This window comes from Methylobacterium sp. CM6241 (genome assembly GCF_054817845.1).
On sequence record NZ_CM139246.1, the window covers coordinates 989742 to 1005806 of the forward strand.

General features: G+C 68.1%; 16 protein-coding genes. 13 read left to right on the forward strand and 3 right to left on the reverse strand.

What is annotated here, in order from left to right:
- The first annotated feature begins 461 nt into the window (after positions 1-461).
- From hemE to ACYQR9_RS04595, 3 genes are read left to right on the forward strand one after another with little or no spacing between them, the layout of a single operon-like run.
- A complete protein-coding gene (gene hemE / locus ACYQR9_RS04585) occupies positions 462-1532 on the forward strand; it encodes a uroporphyrinogen decarboxylase (protein ID WP_461228844.1) in 1071 nt (356 codons plus the stop codon).
- Positions 1533-1542: 10 nt separating this feature from the next.
- Positions 1543-1989: a protoporphyrinogen oxidase HemJ gene (hemJ, locus tag ACYQR9_RS04590; RefSeq protein WP_207411146.1), complete on the forward strand. Its 447-nt coding sequence runs from the start codon at positions 1543-1545 to the stop codon at positions 1987-1989.
- A gap of 2 nt (positions 1990-1991) precedes the next feature.
- Entirely contained in the window at positions 1992-2351 is a 360-nt protein-coding gene (locus ACYQR9_RS04595) for a lysozyme inhibitor LprI family protein (RefSeq protein ID WP_311275645.1), read from the forward strand.
- 20 nt (positions 2352-2371) lie between these two features.
- On the opposite strand, the gene hisG is transcribed toward ACYQR9_RS04595, so the two are convergent.
- The 3 genes from hisG to hemH all read right to left on the reverse strand — a co-directional run bounded on the left by hisG (position 2372) and on the right by hemH (position 5729).
- Entirely contained in the window at positions 2372-3391 is a 1020-nt protein-coding gene (hisG, locus tag ACYQR9_RS04600; RefSeq protein WP_056422962.1) for an ATP phosphoribosyltransferase, read from the reverse strand.
- On the reverse strand, positions 3384-4538 hold the full coding sequence (locus ACYQR9_RS04605; protein WP_461228845.1) for an ATP phosphoribosyltransferase regulatory subunit: 1155 nt from the start codon (positions 4536-4538) through the stop codon (positions 3384-3386). The genes hisG and ACYQR9_RS04605 overlap by 8 nt, the downstream gene beginning before the upstream one ends.
- A 108-nt stretch (positions 4539-4646) precedes the next feature.
- A complete protein-coding gene (gene hemH / locus ACYQR9_RS04610) occupies positions 4647-5729 on the reverse strand; it encodes a ferrochelatase (RefSeq protein WP_056422969.1) in 1083 nt (360 codons plus the stop codon).
- Between the two features lie 129 nt (positions 5730-5858).
- On the opposite strand from hemH, the gene ACYQR9_RS04615 reads away from it, so the two are divergent.
- From ACYQR9_RS04615 to ACYQR9_RS04660, 10 genes are all read left to right on the forward strand, one after another.
- The gene (locus tag ACYQR9_RS04615) at positions 5859-6812 is read left to right on the forward strand and encodes a class I SAM-dependent methyltransferase (RefSeq protein ID WP_056422972.1); all 954 of its coding nucleotides are present in this window, start codon (positions 5859-5861) and stop codon (positions 6810-6812) included.
- A gap of 121 nt (positions 6813-6933) precedes the next feature.
- Positions 6934-8454: a bifunctional metallophosphatase/5'-nucleotidase gene (locus ACYQR9_RS04620; protein ID WP_461228846.1), complete on the forward strand. Its 1521-nt coding sequence runs from the start codon at positions 6934-6936 to the stop codon at positions 8452-8454.
- Positions 8451-9140 (forward strand): uracil-DNA glycosylase, encoded by a 690-nt coding sequence (locus ACYQR9_RS04625; protein ID WP_461228847.1) that lies wholly within the window; start codon positions 8451-8453, stop codon positions 9138-9140. The genes ACYQR9_RS04620 and ACYQR9_RS04625 overlap by 4 nt, the downstream gene beginning before the upstream one ends.
- A gap of 115 nt (positions 9141-9255) precedes the next feature.
- Positions 9256-9675 (forward strand): hypothetical protein, encoded by a 420-nt coding sequence (locus ACYQR9_RS04630; RefSeq protein WP_056422980.1) that lies wholly within the window; start codon positions 9256-9258, stop codon positions 9673-9675.
- A gap of 94 nt (positions 9676-9769) precedes the next feature.
- Entirely contained in the window at positions 9770-11056 is a 1287-nt protein-coding gene (rlmN, locus tag ACYQR9_RS04635) for a dual-specificity RNA methyltransferase RlmN (protein WP_207411152.1), read from the forward strand.
- A 9-nt stretch (positions 11057-11065) separates the two neighbouring features.
- On the forward strand, positions 11066-11548 hold the full coding sequence (locus ACYQR9_RS04640) for a hypothetical protein (RefSeq protein ID WP_461228848.1): 483 nt from the start codon (positions 11066-11068) through the stop codon (positions 11546-11548).
- A gap of 81 nt (positions 11549-11629) precedes the next feature.
- A complete protein-coding gene (ggt, locus tag ACYQR9_RS04645; RefSeq protein ID WP_461228849.1) occupies positions 11630-13366 on the forward strand; it encodes a gamma-glutamyltransferase in 1737 nt (578 codons plus the stop codon).
- A gap of 72 nt (positions 13367-13438) precedes the next feature.
- Entirely contained in the window at positions 13439-14218 is a 780-nt protein-coding gene (locus tag ACYQR9_RS04650; RefSeq protein WP_461228850.1) for a lysophospholipid acyltransferase family protein, read from the forward strand.
- Between the two features lie 200 nt (positions 14219-14418).
- Positions 14419-14802 carry a hypothetical protein gene (locus ACYQR9_RS04655; protein WP_207411156.1) on the forward strand — a complete coding sequence of 128 codons (384 nt, stop codon included), beginning with the start codon at positions 14419-14421 and terminating at the stop codon, positions 14800-14802.
- A 105-nt stretch (positions 14803-14907) separates the two neighbouring features.
- Positions 14908-16005 carry a DUF2125 domain-containing protein gene (locus tag ACYQR9_RS04660; protein ID WP_461228851.1) on the forward strand — a complete coding sequence of 366 codons (1098 nt, stop codon included), beginning with the start codon at positions 14908-14910 and terminating at the stop codon, positions 16003-16005.
- The last annotated feature ends 60 nt before the right edge of the window (positions 16006-16065 follow it).

Sequence of the window (16065 nt, forward strand, 5' to 3'; positions counted from 1 at the left end):
ACGTCAACATGCAGACCAACGACCCTCGTCCCGATCCCGGTTTGGGAGATTCAGGGAGGGTTCGGGCACGGGGGACCCATCACGGCGCGCAAGTCGCTGATTAGACTTCCCGTTCTCGAAAGTTAGCGCGAACCCGTTAAAGCCCCGTTAACGGCGGTGCGGCGGGGATGGGGTGTGGACAAGTTCGCGGTCCCGTCATCCCCCGTCTAAAAGAAAAAACAGAGTCCTCGAATCTCTCTTTTCTTATTAGATAGACGGGACGGGGACAGGGATTTTCGGCCACCCCAGAGGCTCTCGCAGGGAACAGGGCTTTCGGAAGTGGGCATGGGAGAAGCGGGGACGTCCTGCGGTAAAACAACGTCCCTCGGCAAAAGATCTTCCCGAGAAGGGGCCGGGACGTCATAGCTCTGTTCCAAGGGGGAGGGTCTCCCCCCATCAAGATGGACCGGGCGGATACGCGCATGACTCGACGTGACGGCACCGATCGTGCGCTGCTTCAGGTTCTCGACGGCAAGCCGTCCCGGATTCCTCCCGCCTGGATGATGCGGCAGGCCGGGCGCTACCTTCCGGAATATCGCGAGGTCAGGGCCAGGGCCGGCTCCTTCCTCGACCTCTGCTACAATCCGGACTTCGCCACCGAAGTGACCCTGCAGCCGATCCGACGGTTCGGCTTCGACGCGGCGATCCTGTTCTCCGACATCCTCGTCGTGCCGGACGCCCTCGGGCAGAATGTCCGCTTCGTCGAAGGGGAAGGCCCGCGTCTCGATCCGGTCCACGGCCGGGACGAATTCGCCCGCCTGAAACAGGCCGACGATCCGAGCATCTTCCAGCATTTGGAGCCGGTCTTCGAGACCGTCCGGCGCCTTCGCTCCGAGTTGCCGGCCGAGACGACGCTTCTCGGGTTCTGTGGCGGTCCCTGGACGGTGGCGAGCTACATGATCGGCGGACGCGGCACGCCCGACCTCGCTCCCGCCCGCGCGCTCGCCGATACCGAGACCGCCCTGGTGGAAGCGCTCATCGACCGCTTGGTCTCGGTGCAGATCGAGTACCTGTCGCGCCAGCTCGAAGCCGGTGCCGATGCGGTCCAGATCTTCGAATCCCATGCCGGTTCGCTGCCCCGCGCTCCCGGGGCGACGGCGGACGCCCTAGAACATTGGAGCTTTTCCCCCATCGCCCGCATCGTCGACGGGGTCAGGGCCCGCGTGCCGGGGGCGAAGATCATCGTCTTCGCCCGGGGCTCGGGCCTGGAAGGCCATGCCCGCGTGATGGCGGAGACCGGGGCGGACGCCGTCGGCGTCGATTGGAGCGTCGATCTGAAGGCCCTGCGCGGTGCCGTGGCGCCGCGCACCGTGACCCAGGGCAACATCCACCCCGAAACGCTGATCGAGGGCGGTGAGGCCCTCGACGCGGCCGTGGACGGGGTGCTCGAGGCGACGGAGGGACTGCCGCACATCTTCAACCTCGGCCACGGCATCACCCCGCAGACGCCGATCGCCCATGTGGAGCGGATGCTCGCCAGATTGCGGCGCTGACGGCCTGACCATGGCCGACACGCTCTATCCCTGGATCAAGGCGATCCACGTCATCGCCGTCATCTCCTGGATGGCGGGGCTGCTCTACCTGCCGCGCCTCTTCGTCTACCACGCGTCCCTGCCCGAGGGGCCGGCCTCCTCGGCCCAGTCCGAGACGTTCAAGGTCATGGAACGGCGCCTGATGAAGGCGATCATGAACCCGGCCATGATCGTCACCTGGCTGCTCGGCCTGTTCCTCGTCTGGCAGAGCGGGTTCTACGCGTCGGGTTGGATGCAGGCGAAGTTCGCCCTGGTCCTCGCCATGAGCGGCTGCCACGGCTGGTTCTCGCGGATGGTCAAGGATTTCGCCGCAGACCGGAACGCGCGGACCCACCGCTTCTACCGGATGGTCAACGAGGTCCCGACGCTCCTCATGGTGGCCATCGTCATCCTCGTCATCGTCAAGCCGGGATTCTGATCATGATCGCATCGCATCCTCGTTACAGAGCATGGGGCCTTGCCGCGGTCATGATGCTGGCCGCATCCGGTGCCGAGGCCGCGAGCTTTCCGTGCGAGAAGGCGGAGACGCCCGACGAAAAGGCGATCTGCGGCCATCTTCCCCTCAACGATCTCGACGTGGAGATGGCGGTCCGGTTCGAGATCCTGCGCGGGCTCCTGCCCATGGGCGGAAACGCCAAGCTGCGCGACGACCAGGAGGCTTGGCTGCAGGAACGGCGCAGCTGCGCAGCGGACGTCGCCTGCCTGACCAAGGCCTACGAGGCGCGCCTGAAGACCCTGCGCGGCGTCTTCTCGGAATTCGCCAAGCAGGGGCCGCTGTAGGAAGCAGGCCCCACAGAGGTTCAGCCCAGCCGCGTGAGCAGCCGGTCGATCAATGGGTTGTCCGGGCCGAAGGCGTAGTCGATCCGCCTGACGCTGACCGCGCTCGCTCCGGATTTCACGAGATCGTCCACGAGGTCGAACGTGGCGTCCACCGGGCAGTGGAGCACGATCTCGGCGCTCCGGTTCTCCGGCATGCCGTAGGGCAGCTGGGCATCGTGCAGGGCGCTGATCCCGGCGAGATCGAGATCGCCGTCGGCCGGCATCGCCGCCCGGATCTCGCGGGTGAGGCGCGCGCGCTCCTCCGCCGCGATCCGGCCGAGCACGGTGCGCAATGCCTTCTTCTGGCTCTGGCCCCAGGGCGCCGTCAGCGAGGCGACGAGATTGGCCTCCGAACGCAGGATGATGCCGTCGTCGAGGATCTTGAGGGCGTTGGCGGCGAGCGTCGCCCCCGTGGTGGTGATGTCGACGATGATTTCCGCCGAGCCCGAAGCAGGCGCGCCTTCCGTGGCACCGAGGCTCTCGACGATGCGGTAATCGGCGACCCCGTGCTCGGCGAAGAACCGCCGGGTCAGGTTCACGTATTTCGTGGCGATGCGCAGGCGGCGCCCGTGGCGGATGCGGAGTTCGGCCGCGACCTCATCGAGATCGGTCATGGCGCGGACGTCGATCCAGGCCTGCGGCACCGCGACGACGACGGTGGCCTGGCCGAAGCCGAGCGGCGTCAGCAACTCGACCTGGCCCCGCGCATCGGGAAGGCTCTCGCGGATCAGATCCTCGCCGGTGACGCCGAGATGGGCGCTGCCGCTGGCGAGCTGGTTGGCGATCTCGGAAGCCGAGAGGTAGCGCACCTCCACATCCGGTACGCCGACGAGCTTGCCGCGATAGTCGCGCGCCCCCGCCCCTTGGGCGAGTTTCAGCCCCGCCCGGGCGAAGAAGGCGGAAGCGTTCTCCTGCAGGCGCCCTTTCGAGGGCACGGCGAGGACGAGGGGGCCCTCGGCCGGGCCTTGCGAAGCCTGGGGAGTCGGAACGGTCTCAGCCACGGGACGATCCTTCCGACGTGAGGACACGGGACAGCCAGACGGCGCAGCCCACGGCCGGGATCGGCGTGGGGCTGCCCAGATGCTGGAGCAGGCCGTCATAGCGGCCGCCGCCGACGAGGGGGGCGGCGCCCTGCCCTCGCGTCACCTCGAAGATGAAGCCGGTATAATAATCGAGGTTGCGGGCGAAGCTGCCCGAAAACCGGAACCGCTCCACGTCGAGACCGCGCGCGGCCATGAAGCCGGTCCGCTCCTCGAACAAGGAGAGGGCGGCTTCCAGCGGCGCGTAAGTGACGCCCGCCGAGGCGGCGAGCTCGCGCATGGAGTTGGCGGCCTGATCCGGATCGCCCGAGATGGCGCGGTAGCGCTCGACGATGGCGCGGTTCTCAGTGTTGAGCCCGGCGCCGCCATTAGCCCGCGCCGAGGCCTTGGCGAGGAAGCGTTCCGCGATCTCGCCGGCGCTGCGTCCGCCCACGCGGGAGATGCCGGCGATGGACAGAACGTCCTCGACGAAGGCGCGCACGCCCTTCGGATCCTGGCCCTGGATCGCCGCCAGGAGGCCGGCATGCGGGTCTTCCACGGTCGCCACGGTGGTGACGTCGTCCAGGGAACGGCCGGCTGCCAGCGCTCGCAACGTCCGCCGCTTGGCGGCCGGCGGCACGTTGAGCCCATCGAGCAGCGCGTCGATGACGCCCATGTCGCCGAGCCTTACCGAGACCTCACCGGCTCCGAGCAGGTCGAGGCCTTCGAGGGCGAGGCCGAGTACCTCCGCATCCGCCGCCGGGATGTCGGTGCGGCCGATGGATTCGATGCCCGCCTGGAGGAACTCCTCCGCCTCGCCGGAGCCGAGCCGGAAGACCGGGCCGAGATAGCTGTAATCGGCGGTCGTCCCGACGCCCCGCGCCAGATGCTGGCGGCAGACCGGAATGGTGAATTCCGGCCGCAGGCACAGTTCCGCGCCCGATGCGTCCTGCGTCACGAAGATCCGCCGGCGGATATCCTCGCCGGAGAGTTCGAGGAACGGCTCCACCGGCTGCAGCACGGCGGGCGTCACCGGGCCGTAGCCTCCGTGCGAGAAATGCGCGAGGAGCCGCGTTCCCTCATCCGCTCGCACGGTGTCGATCGGATCGACTGCCTCCGGTCTCGTCATGGTTCACCCGCCGTCTGATGCCGCGTCCTTTATCAACCGCATCCGGACTTGGCGACCACCCACGGAGCGGGAAGTCCGCCGACCTCCCATGCGGGCGGTGTCGGCGTCTCAGATCCAGCCCTGCAATTCGCGGCGGACCACGTTCTCGATCACCTTCATCCCGAGGTCGCTGTCGTTGAGGCAGGGGATGTAGGCGAAGCGCTCGCCGCCATTGTCCTCGAAATAATGGCGGTTCTCACCGTCGAGCTCCTCCAGGGTCTCGAGGCAGTCGGCGGTGAAGCCCGGCGCCACGATGGCCATGCGCTTCACACCGGATTTGGCGAGGGTCTGCACGGTCTCGTCGGTATAGGGCTTGAGCCATTCCTCGTTGCCGAAGCGCGACTGGAAGGTCGTGCGCATCCGTTCCGTCGAGAAGCCCAGGGCCTCGCGGATCAGCCGCCCGGTCTTCACGCATTGGCAATGGTAGGGATCGCCCTTGAGAAGATAGCTCTTCGGCACGCCGTGGAACGAGGTGAGGATCACCTCCGGCTCGAAATCGAGCTTGGCCAATCCCTCGCGGATCGAGGTGGCCATGGCCTCGATATAGACGGGGTCGTCGTGATACGGCGCCGAGACCCGGACGGTCGGCTGCCAGCGCATCTGCATCAGCGCCTTGAAGGCCTGGTCGCAGGCGGTAGCCGAGGTGGCGGCGGCATATTGCGGGTAGAGCGGCACCAGCAGGATGCGGTCGCAGCCCTGGTCGAGGAGCGCCTGGATGCGCAGGGACACTTCCGGCTTGCCGTAGCGCATCGCCCAGTCGACCACGACGGAATCACCCATCGCTGCCTGCAGCCGCTCGGACTGCCCACGGGTGATGGTCTTGAGCGGACCCTCGTTGCGCTCGTTGTTCCACACGCTGGCATAATCGCGCCCCTTCGGGCCGGGACGCTTCGTGAGGATGATGAGGTTCAGGATGGGCCACCAGATCAGGCGCGGCACCTCAATGACGCGCCGGTCGGACAGAAACTCCTTGAGGTAGCGGCGCATGGGCCAATAGCTCGTGCCCTCCGGCGTGCCGAGATTCATCAGAAGCACGCCGACCCGGCCCCAGCGCACGGGCGGATGGTCGGAGGGCAGGCTGGCGGTCGCGGAGGAGCTGGTCTGCAACGGCTTGATGTCCTTGAGGGACGTCGGTTCGACGCGTTCGTTCATCGGGTTTCCGAAGCGCCGACGTGAGGCGCGGTTATCTGAATGACGCCATTCCGGCACAGTTGTACCAGACGGCATATCTATCTAGAGCACGAGACCTGCCAGCGACCATCTCGTCAATGAAGGCGCGACATGCCGTCTCCCCGGTACTTCTTCAACCACTTCATGCCGTTCACCGGCTACCCCTATAAGGGGGCGCCGACGGTCTGCAATCTGTGCGGATCGGGCGAGACCGTGACGGTGGCGGAGACCGACCGGCGGCTGAAGACCCTGAAATCCATCGCCTGCGCGCAATGCGGGCTGATTCGCACCGACCCGATGCCGACGCCGGACGAATTGGCGCATTACTACGCCCATGCCTACCGGGCGGATTACCAGCTCGCCTTCGCCGGCGGGCCGCCGCGCCACCACCTCAACCGCTCGGCCCGCGAAGCGACCTTCCGCGCCGACCTGCTGGCGCCGAAGCTGAAGCCCGGCGCCCGGGTGCTCGATTTCGGTTCGGGTTCGGGCGAATTCCTGGCCGCCGTCCGCGCCCGGGGCTGCGAGGCGGTCGGCATCGAGCCCGGCCGGGACTACGCCGCCTATGCCCGCCAGCACCACAAGGTCGAGGTTCTCGACGATGCCAGCGACGAGCGTTTTCCGCCCGGGCATTTCGACGTGATCTCGACGCATCACGTGCTCGAGCACCTGCGCGATCCGGCCGTGGTGATGGAGCGCCTGTCGCGCTGGCTGAAGCCCGACGGGGTGCTCTATGCTGCCGTGCCGAACATGGCCGCCACCGGCAAGCCGCCGCACGAGCGTTTCCACTTCGCCCATGTCCACGGCTACGTCCGGGAGACCTTCGACCTTCTCGCCCGTCGGGCCGGCCTCGTCCCCCATCCCGAATATTGGCGCGAGGACACGACGGTCGTCTACGTGAAGACCGACGCCCCGGTGGGCGAACTCGCCAATCCCGGCCTCGCCCAGCGCCTGGCCGTCGATCTGAAGCCGATGCCGGCCGCCGCCTATCTGGTGTCAGGCGCCTGGATCTGGCCGATGATCCGCCGCAACGCCAAGGCGGTGCGCGACGGTTTCGCCTCTCGCTGAGTTCGGCGTTCCGGCCTGATGCCGGAACCGGTGCCCCGTTGTTGCATCGGCTTCATCGATCGCGTCCACACTGGATTTCGGGTGGAAACTCCGCCGCCCGGCCCCTCGGAGACCTGTCGCGATGCCACGTCCTACCCGTCGTCAGACCCTGAGCCTCGGTCTCGGGGCCGGTCTCGCGGCAGGCTTGGCCGCGCCAGCCCGTGCTGGGGCGATCGAACCGACCTTCACGCTCCTCCTCGTCAACGACATCTACCTGATGTCCGAGGTCGAGGGCCGTGGCGGTTTCGCCCGCCTCAACGCTGTGGTGAAGGCCGAGCGGGCGCGCGGCGTGCCGATGCTCTACGCCCATGCCGGCGACACCCTGTCCCCCTCGCTGATGTCGGGGTTCGACCGCGGCGCGCATATCGTCGAACTCCTGAACATCGCGCCGCCGGATGTCTTCGTTCCGGGCAACCACGAATTCGATTTCGGCCCCACGACCTTCGCCCAGCGCATGGGCGAGGCGGCCTTTCCGGTCTTCGCGGCCAATCTACGCGGTGCGGACGGCAAGCCGCTCAAGGGGATCCGCGACCGGATGATCGTGACGCTCGGCGGGATCCGGGTCGGCATCGTCGGCATCGCCCTCGCCAGCACGCCGGAGAAATCGCAATCCGGCGACCTCGTCTTCGGTCCCGAGATCGAGACGTTGCGTGCGGCGGCCCAGGCCCTTCGCGACGAAGGGGCCGAGCTCATCGTGGGCATCTGCCATACGGCGCGGATCACCGACGAGGCGATCGTGGCGGCACGGATCGTCGACATTCTGCTCTCTGGCCACGACCACGACCTCATCGTGCAGTATGACGGGCGCAGCCTGCTGGCGGAGTCGAGCTTCGACGCCCGCTACGTCACCGCCATCGACGTCGCCGTAACGGTGAAAGGAGCGGGCAAGGCCCGGACCCTGTCCTGGCACCCGACCTTCCGCATCCATGACACCGCCGACATCACCCCCGATCCCGAGACCCTCGCCCTGACACAGCGGCTCGAGGCCCGGCTGGCGAAGGAACTCGATGTGCCGGTGGGGACGATCAGCACGCCCCTCGACAGCCGCATCTCGACCGTGCGCCTCCGCGAAGGCAGCTTCGGCAACCTCGTCGGCGATGCGCTCCGGGCGGCGACGGGGGCGGAGATCGCCCTCACCAATGGCGGCGGCATTCGCGGCAACCGGCTTTATCCGGCCGGTACCGTGCTGACCCGGCGCGACATCCTCACCGAGCTTCCCTTCGGCAACACCACGGTTCTGGTCTCGCTGACGGGCGCCCAGGTGCGGACCCTGCTGGAATCGGCCCTTGCCGATCTCGGCCGCCCGGCGGGTCGTTTCCCGCAGGTCTCGGGTCTCGTCGTCACGGTGGATCCGGGGGCGAATGCGGGACACCGGATTCAGTCCATCCTGGTGGACGGACAGCCCCTCGACGAGACGCGGACCTATACGGTGGCCTCCAACAACTTCCTCTACGATGGCGGCAACGGCTACGGCCTCCTCGCGGACGGGCGCACCCTGATCGGCGCCACGGACGGCAAGCTCGTGGCCAACGAAGTCATGGCCTATATCGCCCGGCATGCTCCCCTCTCCGTTCCCGAGGACGGCCGGATCGTGATCCGGTGACGGCGCACGGCCCGCTGAGCCTGGCCCTCCACGAGTTCCGCGCCTCGGGCTCGTCCTGGCTGACGCTGCCGTTCTTTTCCGGTGGAGCGGCGGATGCCGTCTGCGCGCGGGTCGATCGCCGGATCGCCGAGGGAGCGACGGTCCTGCCTTCCCCCGATGCGGTCTTCCGTGCCCTCACCCTGACGCCGCTGGAGTCGGTGAAGGCCGTGATCCTCGGGCAGGACCCCTATCCGACGCCGGGCGATGCCAACGGCCTCGCCTTTTCCTATGTCGGTCCCCGCCGGCTTCCGGCCTCTCTCAAGGTGATCCTCGCCGAACTGCCGGGCCCGCCGATAAGCGGAGACCTCACCCCCTGGGCCAGAAGGGGCGTGCTGCTCCTGAACTCCGCTCTCACTGTGGAGGCCGGCAAATCCGGTGCGCATCTGCGCTATGGCTGGTCCGCCCTCACCGATGAGGCCGTGACGGCGGTCTCTGCCCGCCCGACCTCCGCGATCTTCCTGCTCTGGGGCGCACAGGCCCGCGCGCGGGCGGCCCTCATCGACCGCGAACGATGCGGGGTCATCGAGACCGGACATCCCTCGCCGCTCAACCGATTGCGGGATTTCCCGGGCACGCGGCCCTTCGACGAGGCCAATGCCTGGCTGGCGAGCCGGGGCCTTTCCCCCATCGATTGGTCGCTCGGTTGACGCGGTGAAACGGTCGCTTTGACAGGACGGCCCGGCGGTCTATCTCGGACGGGCAGCATAAGCGGAACGTAAGAATCCGCGCCGCCTCAAGAATGCTTCCGAGGAAACGCCGTCCATGCGCCTGAAACCCGTTCTCACCCTGTGCCTTGCGGCCGGCCTGCTCGCACCGACCCTTGCGCAGGCCCAGATCCGCAACGCGCCTCCGCCCCGTGCCCTGGAATTCGCTGCCTATATCTTCGCCGCCGCGAATGTCTGCGGCTACCAGATCGGCGTCGAACAATTCGATGCCCTGCTCCAGAAGCAGAATGTCAGCGCCGCCGATGTCGGCCCACGTGGACCCTTCGGCAACAAGGTCCAGACGATCTTCGCGCTGATGTCGAATCAGATGCAGCTGAACCGGGAGCAGGCCTGCCTGGCGGTCGCCGGCGAATACGGCCCCGAGGGCAATGTCGTGAAGAACGTGCTGCTTCCCATGGGCACAGCCACCCCACCCGCCGAGGCGAAGCCTCCGGCCGAGCCCAAACCGGCTCAATAGACCCCGCCATTCCGTCCACGCATCGGGACGCATTCGCGTTCCGGTGCGGGATCGCCTATATCGGATTCGTTCCAAGTCCGAAGGTTAGAGATCCATGGCGACGGCGTCGTTCGACACCGCCGGTCGCGACGTCAACGTCGTGGCCGCAATCGAGAAGCTTCCCGAGTTCCAGCCGGACGCCGTTCCGCCGGGCCGCTCGTCCCTCATCGGCCTCACCCGCGAGGAATTGAAGGGTCGCCTTGCCGCCATCGGCGTGTCGGAGCGCGAGCAGCGCATGCGCTCGGGCCAGCTCTGGCACTGGCTCAACGCGCGCGGCGCCACCGACTTCGACCAGATGACCAATGTCGGCAAGGGGCTCAAGGCCGATCTGGCGCGCGCCTACACCTTGGAGCGGCCCGAGGTCGTCACCGAGCAGATTTCCCGCGACGGCACCCGCAAGTGGCTGCTGCGCATGGCACCCACCGGCAAGCACGACCACAATCGCGGCGCCGAGATCGAGTGCGTCTACATTCCCGGCCGGGGTCGTGGCACGCTCTGCGTCTCGTCCCAGGTCGGTTGCACCCTCACCTGCAGCTTCTGTCACACCGGCACGCAGCGTCTGGTGCGCAACCTGACCGCCGCCGAGATCACCGCCCAGGTGGTCGTGGCCCGCGACCGGCTGAACGACTGGGTCGGCCAGAACCCGGTGGCCGCTGGGGAGGACGAGACCCGCCGCGCCGTCACCAACATCGTCTTCATGGGCATGGGCGAGCCCCTCTACAACATCGACAACGTGATCGATTCCGTGGGTGTCATGTCGGACCAGGAAGGCCTCGGCCTTTCCCGTCGGCGTATCACCGTCTCCACCTCCGGCGTGGTGCCGCAGATGCAGCGGCTCGGAGTCGAGGCGCATGCCATGCTGGCGATCTCGCTCCACGCGGTGCGGGACGACCTGCGCGACACGCTGGTGCCGCTGAACCGGAAGTATCCCCTGGCCGAACTGCTTGCGGCCTGCCGCAATTATCCCGGCCTCAACAATGCCCGCCGCATCACCTTCGAATACGTGATGCTCAAGGGCGTCAACGATTCCGATGCGGATGCGCGCGAACTGGTGCGGCTGCTCAAGGGCATCCCGGCCAAGATCAACCTGATCCCGTTCAATCCCTGGCCCGGCAGCATCTACGAATGCTCCGACTGGGAGCGGATCGAGCAATTCTCCGAAATCGTCTATGAAGCCGGCTACGCGTCGCCGGTTCGGACGCCGCGCGGCCGAGACATCCTCGCCGCCTGCGGCCAGCTCAAGAGCGAGACCGAGAAGCTGCGCGCTCGCGCCCGGATGATGCTGGAAGACGGGATCGGCGCCGAGGGCGTCTATGCCGGGGCCGATGACGACGAAGGCTGAGCGCGTCCCATGCGGCTCGTTGGCCGCCTGATCTGGGCGTCTCTCGCCCTGTGTCTGGCCATTCCCTGCGGGGCCCTGGTGCTCGTCGTCGCCATCCTGTTCGATCCGGTCTCCAGCGAGGCGCTGACCCGGCTCGGCCTGTTCGGCTTCCTGCAGGGGATGACCGACCTCGCCTCCGGGATCGGACCCGACGCACTCCTCCTCCTGGCCGCCGGTATCGCCCGCGCCGGGTTCGTCCTGCTGGTGCTGCCGCCCCTCGCCATGGCGCTCATCGGCGAGGCGATGAACCTGCGCAGCGCTCCGGCCTATTCCGTCGGCACGGGGCTCGCCACCGCCCTCGTGCCGTGGCTGATGCGGGGCGCGCCCGCCTCCCTCGCCGCCCACAACCTCGCCGTTGAGGGACGGGTCACGGCCCTGCTTTTCCTTGCCGGAGCGGCCGCCGGGCTGGTCTATGGCTGGATCGCCATACGCGACCGGCCCGTGGGGGCCTGAACGGGCACCGCTGTCGTTGCGTTGGCTGCGACGGGCATCGGCGCAGGATGCCGTGGGAGAGCCTCGCATGACGGATTGGGCATGACCGGACATCGCTTCAGCCTCGCCTTGGCGCTTCTCACGCTCCTGTCAGGACCAGCCCTCGCGCAAGCGGTCCCGGAACTGCCCCCGATCCCTTCCGACGATGCCCGCATCCTCCCCGTTCTCGGGACACACGGCATGGTGTCCTCGCAGGATGCCCTTGCGACCCGCGTCGGTGTCGCGATCCTCAAAGGCGGGGGCAACGCCGTGGATGCCGCCGTGGCGGTGGGCTTCGCCCTCGCGGTGACACTGCCGCAGGCGGGCAATCTCGGAGGCGGCGGGTTCATGCTGGTTCGCCTCGCCGGGACCGGCGAGACCGTAGCCATCGATTTTCGTGAGACGGCACCCGCCGCGGCGACGGCGGACATGTTCCTCGCGCCCGACGGCCAGCCCGATCGCGGCGCATCCATCCGCACCGGCAAGGCCGTCGGTGTCCCGGGCTCCGTGCGCGGATTGGCCGAGGCGCACCGCCTCTACGGGTCGGGACGCTTCACCCTCGCCGATCTCATCGCTCCCGCCCGCGCGCTGGCCAGGGACGGGATTCCCGTGGAGGGCGGGCTCGCCGATTCGTTGTCCCGCGCCGCCGACCGCCTCGGAAGGTGGCCTTCGAGCCGAGCCGTGTTCTTCCGAGACGGCCGACCGCTCCAGCGGGGCGAGACCCTGGTCCAGCCCGATCTCGCCGGGACCCTCACGGCCATCGCCGAACAGGGGCCCGATGCGTTCCATACCGGCCCGATCGCGGAGCGGATCGCGGCGGCGGCGAGAGATGTCGGCGGGGTGATGACGCCGGGCGACCTTGCCGCCTATCGGCCCGTGATCCGCCAGCCGGTGAGGGGCAGCTATCGCGGCTACGAGATCGTCTCGATGTCGCCACCGAGTTCCGGCGGCGTTCATCTCATCGAGATCTTGAACATCCTCGAAGGGTTCGACCTGGCCTCGATGGGCGCGGGCAGCGCCCAGGCCCTCCACACCCTCGCCGAGGCGATGAAGCCGGCCTATGCCGACCGGGCCACCTGGCTCGGCGACCCGTCTCGTTCGGAGGTGCCGGTGCGGGGCCTCACCGCCAAGGCCTATGCCGAGACCCTGCGCGCCGCCATCGACCCCGCTCGCGCCCGCCCGGCCGACGCGGTGAAGGCGGGCGACCCGCTGCCCTACGAATCCGACCAGACTACCCATTACTCGGTGGTGGACCGCGCCGGGAACGCTGTCTCCACCACCACGACCCTGAACTTCTCCTACGGGTTCGGGCTCGTGGCGGAAGGGACCGGCGTCCTCCTCAACAACGAGATGGACGATTTCTCGGCCAAGACCGGGAGCGTCAACGCCTACGGCCTCGTGGGTGGCCCGGCCAATGCCGTGGCGCCCGGGGCCCGGCCGCTTTCCTCGATGACGCCGGCCATAGTGCTCAGGGACGGACGCCTCGTCCTCGTCACCGGGAGCCCGGGCGGCAGCCGCATCATCTCCACGGTGCTGCAGGTGATCGTCAACGTCATCGATTTCCGTATGAACCTCGCCGAGGCGGTCACCGCTCCGCGCATCCATCACCAATGGCGCCCCGACGTGCTGTTCGCCGAAGACGGGCTCTCGCCGGACACCCTCGCTCTGCTCCGGGCGAAGGGGCACGCGGTGCGGGTGGGGTCGAGTTCGGGCTCGGCCAATTCGGTGATGATGGGAAAGGGATTCGTGGCCGGGGCCGCCGATACACGCCAGCGCGGAACCCTGGCCGAGGGCGAATAGGGCAGTTCGGGCCCGGCGGATGGTGCGGCGGGACTGCGCGCGCTACAGGAAGGGCATCATTCCGGGTTTCCGATGCACATCCTCCGCTCCATCGCCTTCAACATCGTCTTCTATCTCGCCACCGCCCTCATCGCGATCGGCGGCCTGCCGGCCCTCGTCTCGGAGCGGGCCTGCATCCGCGTCGCCCGGTTCTGGGCCCATGTAAGCCTGTGGCTGTTGCGCGTGGTCGGGGGTGTACGCGTGGAGGTCAGGGGGCTGCACCACCGCCCACCCGGAGCGCTGCTGGTGGCGTCCAAGCATCAATCCGCCCTCGAGACCCTGGCCCTCGTCACCGCCTTCCCGGACTTCGCCTATATCCTCAAGCGCGAGCTGCTCTGGATCCCGCTCTTCGGCTGGTTCCTTTCCCGCTCCGGCATGGTCGCCATCGACCGGTCCAAGGGCACCCGCGCCATGGCCGCCATGAACGAGGCGGCGGCGCGCGCCATCCGCGACGGACGCCAGCTCATCATCTTCCCCGAGGGCACCCGCAAGGCGCCGGGTTCACCCCCCGCCTACAAGCTCGGCATCACCCATCTGTACGCGGCCCTGGGCGTGCCCTGCCTGCCCGTCGCCCTCAACAGCGGCCTCTACTGGCCCCGCCGCCAGCTGACCCGCCGCCCCGGCACCACGGTGATCGAGTTCCTCCCCCCCATCGCTCCCGGGCTGGACCGCACGGCGTTCCTTGAGGAGATGCAGACTCGGATCGAAGCCGCCTCCGATGCTCTCCTGGCGTCCGGCCGGGCGGATCTGGCGGCACGCGGTCATGCCGTGCCCGAGACCGGTGCCGTCGCAGAACAATCCAGGACCGCGTGAGCGCTCAGTCTATCCACAGGCTGTGGATAAGCCGGTCGGAGGCACCCTGCAGAGAGCGACAGCGCGACTCTTGACGGGTGGAAATTGTTAAGATTATTCTGGAACAAAGGGCGAACGAGAAAGCCGTCTCCGTTCTCGTGCCGCAAGGCGCGGAACACGGCTTTCACCGACGCCCATCCTCTGATCCGGAGATCCCACCGATGCGCGAAGTACGTCTCAGGACGGCGGCCAGCCTGCGTGGAACTCCTGCCCTGGTGCTGAGCGCTTGGCGCGGACGGTCCGGGCGCCGCTACGTCGTCGGCATCCACGAATTGGTCGAGCGCGAACTCGACGACATGGGCGAGGCGGTGGTGATGGCCGTGCGCCGGGATTCCGCCGGGATCGGCGAACTCATCGCCGTGACTGCGGCGGGGTCGAGCCCGCGCGAACGGCTCACCCGTAACTGGATCGCTCGTGCGCGCCATGGCGGTGCGAACGAGATGCATGTTCACCGCCTCGCCGAGGATGAGGCCGAGCGCTGCGAGATCGTGGCCGATCTTGAGGTGGACCATCCCCTGGATCAGATGATGGGCGTCGCGGCCTGAATCGGCGGGCGGCCATGCTTTCGCCGCGTTGAGACCCGCCAAAGCTCTGTCACGAAGGACCCCCTGTCGACGGCGACGGGGCTTCGAGATCGAGGCGAGCTGACGATGGCGCAGGCACCGGATTTGACGGCCAGGAAACGGCCATCGCGGACCGGCCTGTTCCTACCCTACATCCTCCTCCTCGCCGTGGTCCTGCTCTGGAGCGCGGGCTGGTTCTGGATTCGCGGCAAGGCCGGCTCCGAGATGGATGCCTGGATCGCCCGCGAGGCTTCGGCCGGGCGCAACTGGACCTGCGCCGATCGCTCGATCACCGGCTATCCCTTCCGGATCGAACTGCGCTGCGCCTCCCTCGCCTTCTCGCGGGCCGATAGCCGCTTCACCCTCGGACCGTTGACCGCGGTGGTGCAGGTCTACCAGCCGCGCCAGGGCATCCTGCAGGCGAGCGGGCCGTTCCACGTGGAACAGGACGGCCTCGTCGCCGACGCCACCTGGACCTCGCTGGAGGCGAGTTTCCACGGTACCTCGGATGGGTTCACGCGGGCCTCCCTGGCGGTGGATGGACCGAAAGTCAGCGTGAAGAATGCCGCGCCGCAGCCCATCGACGTGACGGCCAAGCACCTCGAATTCCACGCCCGGCCGACACCCGCCCGTTTCGCCACCGAGGGGGCCGTCGATACCAGCCTGCGGCTGACCCAGGCGAACGTGCCGGTCCTCGATCCCCTCCTCGGCAATACCGCCCCCGTCGACGCGGCGCTCGACGCCACGGTGAATCGGGCCACCACCTTCCGGACCGGGCAGGTCGCGCGTGAGCTCGAAACCTGGCGCCAGGCCGGCGGCAGCCTCGACATCGCCCTGCTTTCCCTGGCGAAGGGAGATCGCCGCCTCCAAGCTCAAGGGAAGATCGCCCTCGACGACGAGCACCGCCCGGCCGGCCAGATCGATATCCGCGCCGCCGGGGTGGAGGCCCTGGTCGGTCAGATCATGGGCCAGCGTTTCGGGGCGGAGAAGGGGGCTCTGATCGGAGGCTTGGTCGGCAAGCTGCTCGGTGGCGGAAGTCGCCGCCAGGACGCCGAAGCGGCCGCAGCGTCTGCTGCGACGGGAGATCCGTCGCTCAAGGCTATGCCGCCCCTTCGGCTCGCCGATGGCCGCCTGATGCTCGGCCCGTTCCCGATTCCCAATGTCCAGGTGCCGCCGCTGTACTGAGAGGCCGGTAGACGGATTCGTCCTGCTGCGGATGAGGTCACCATCCCACCCACGACCTCA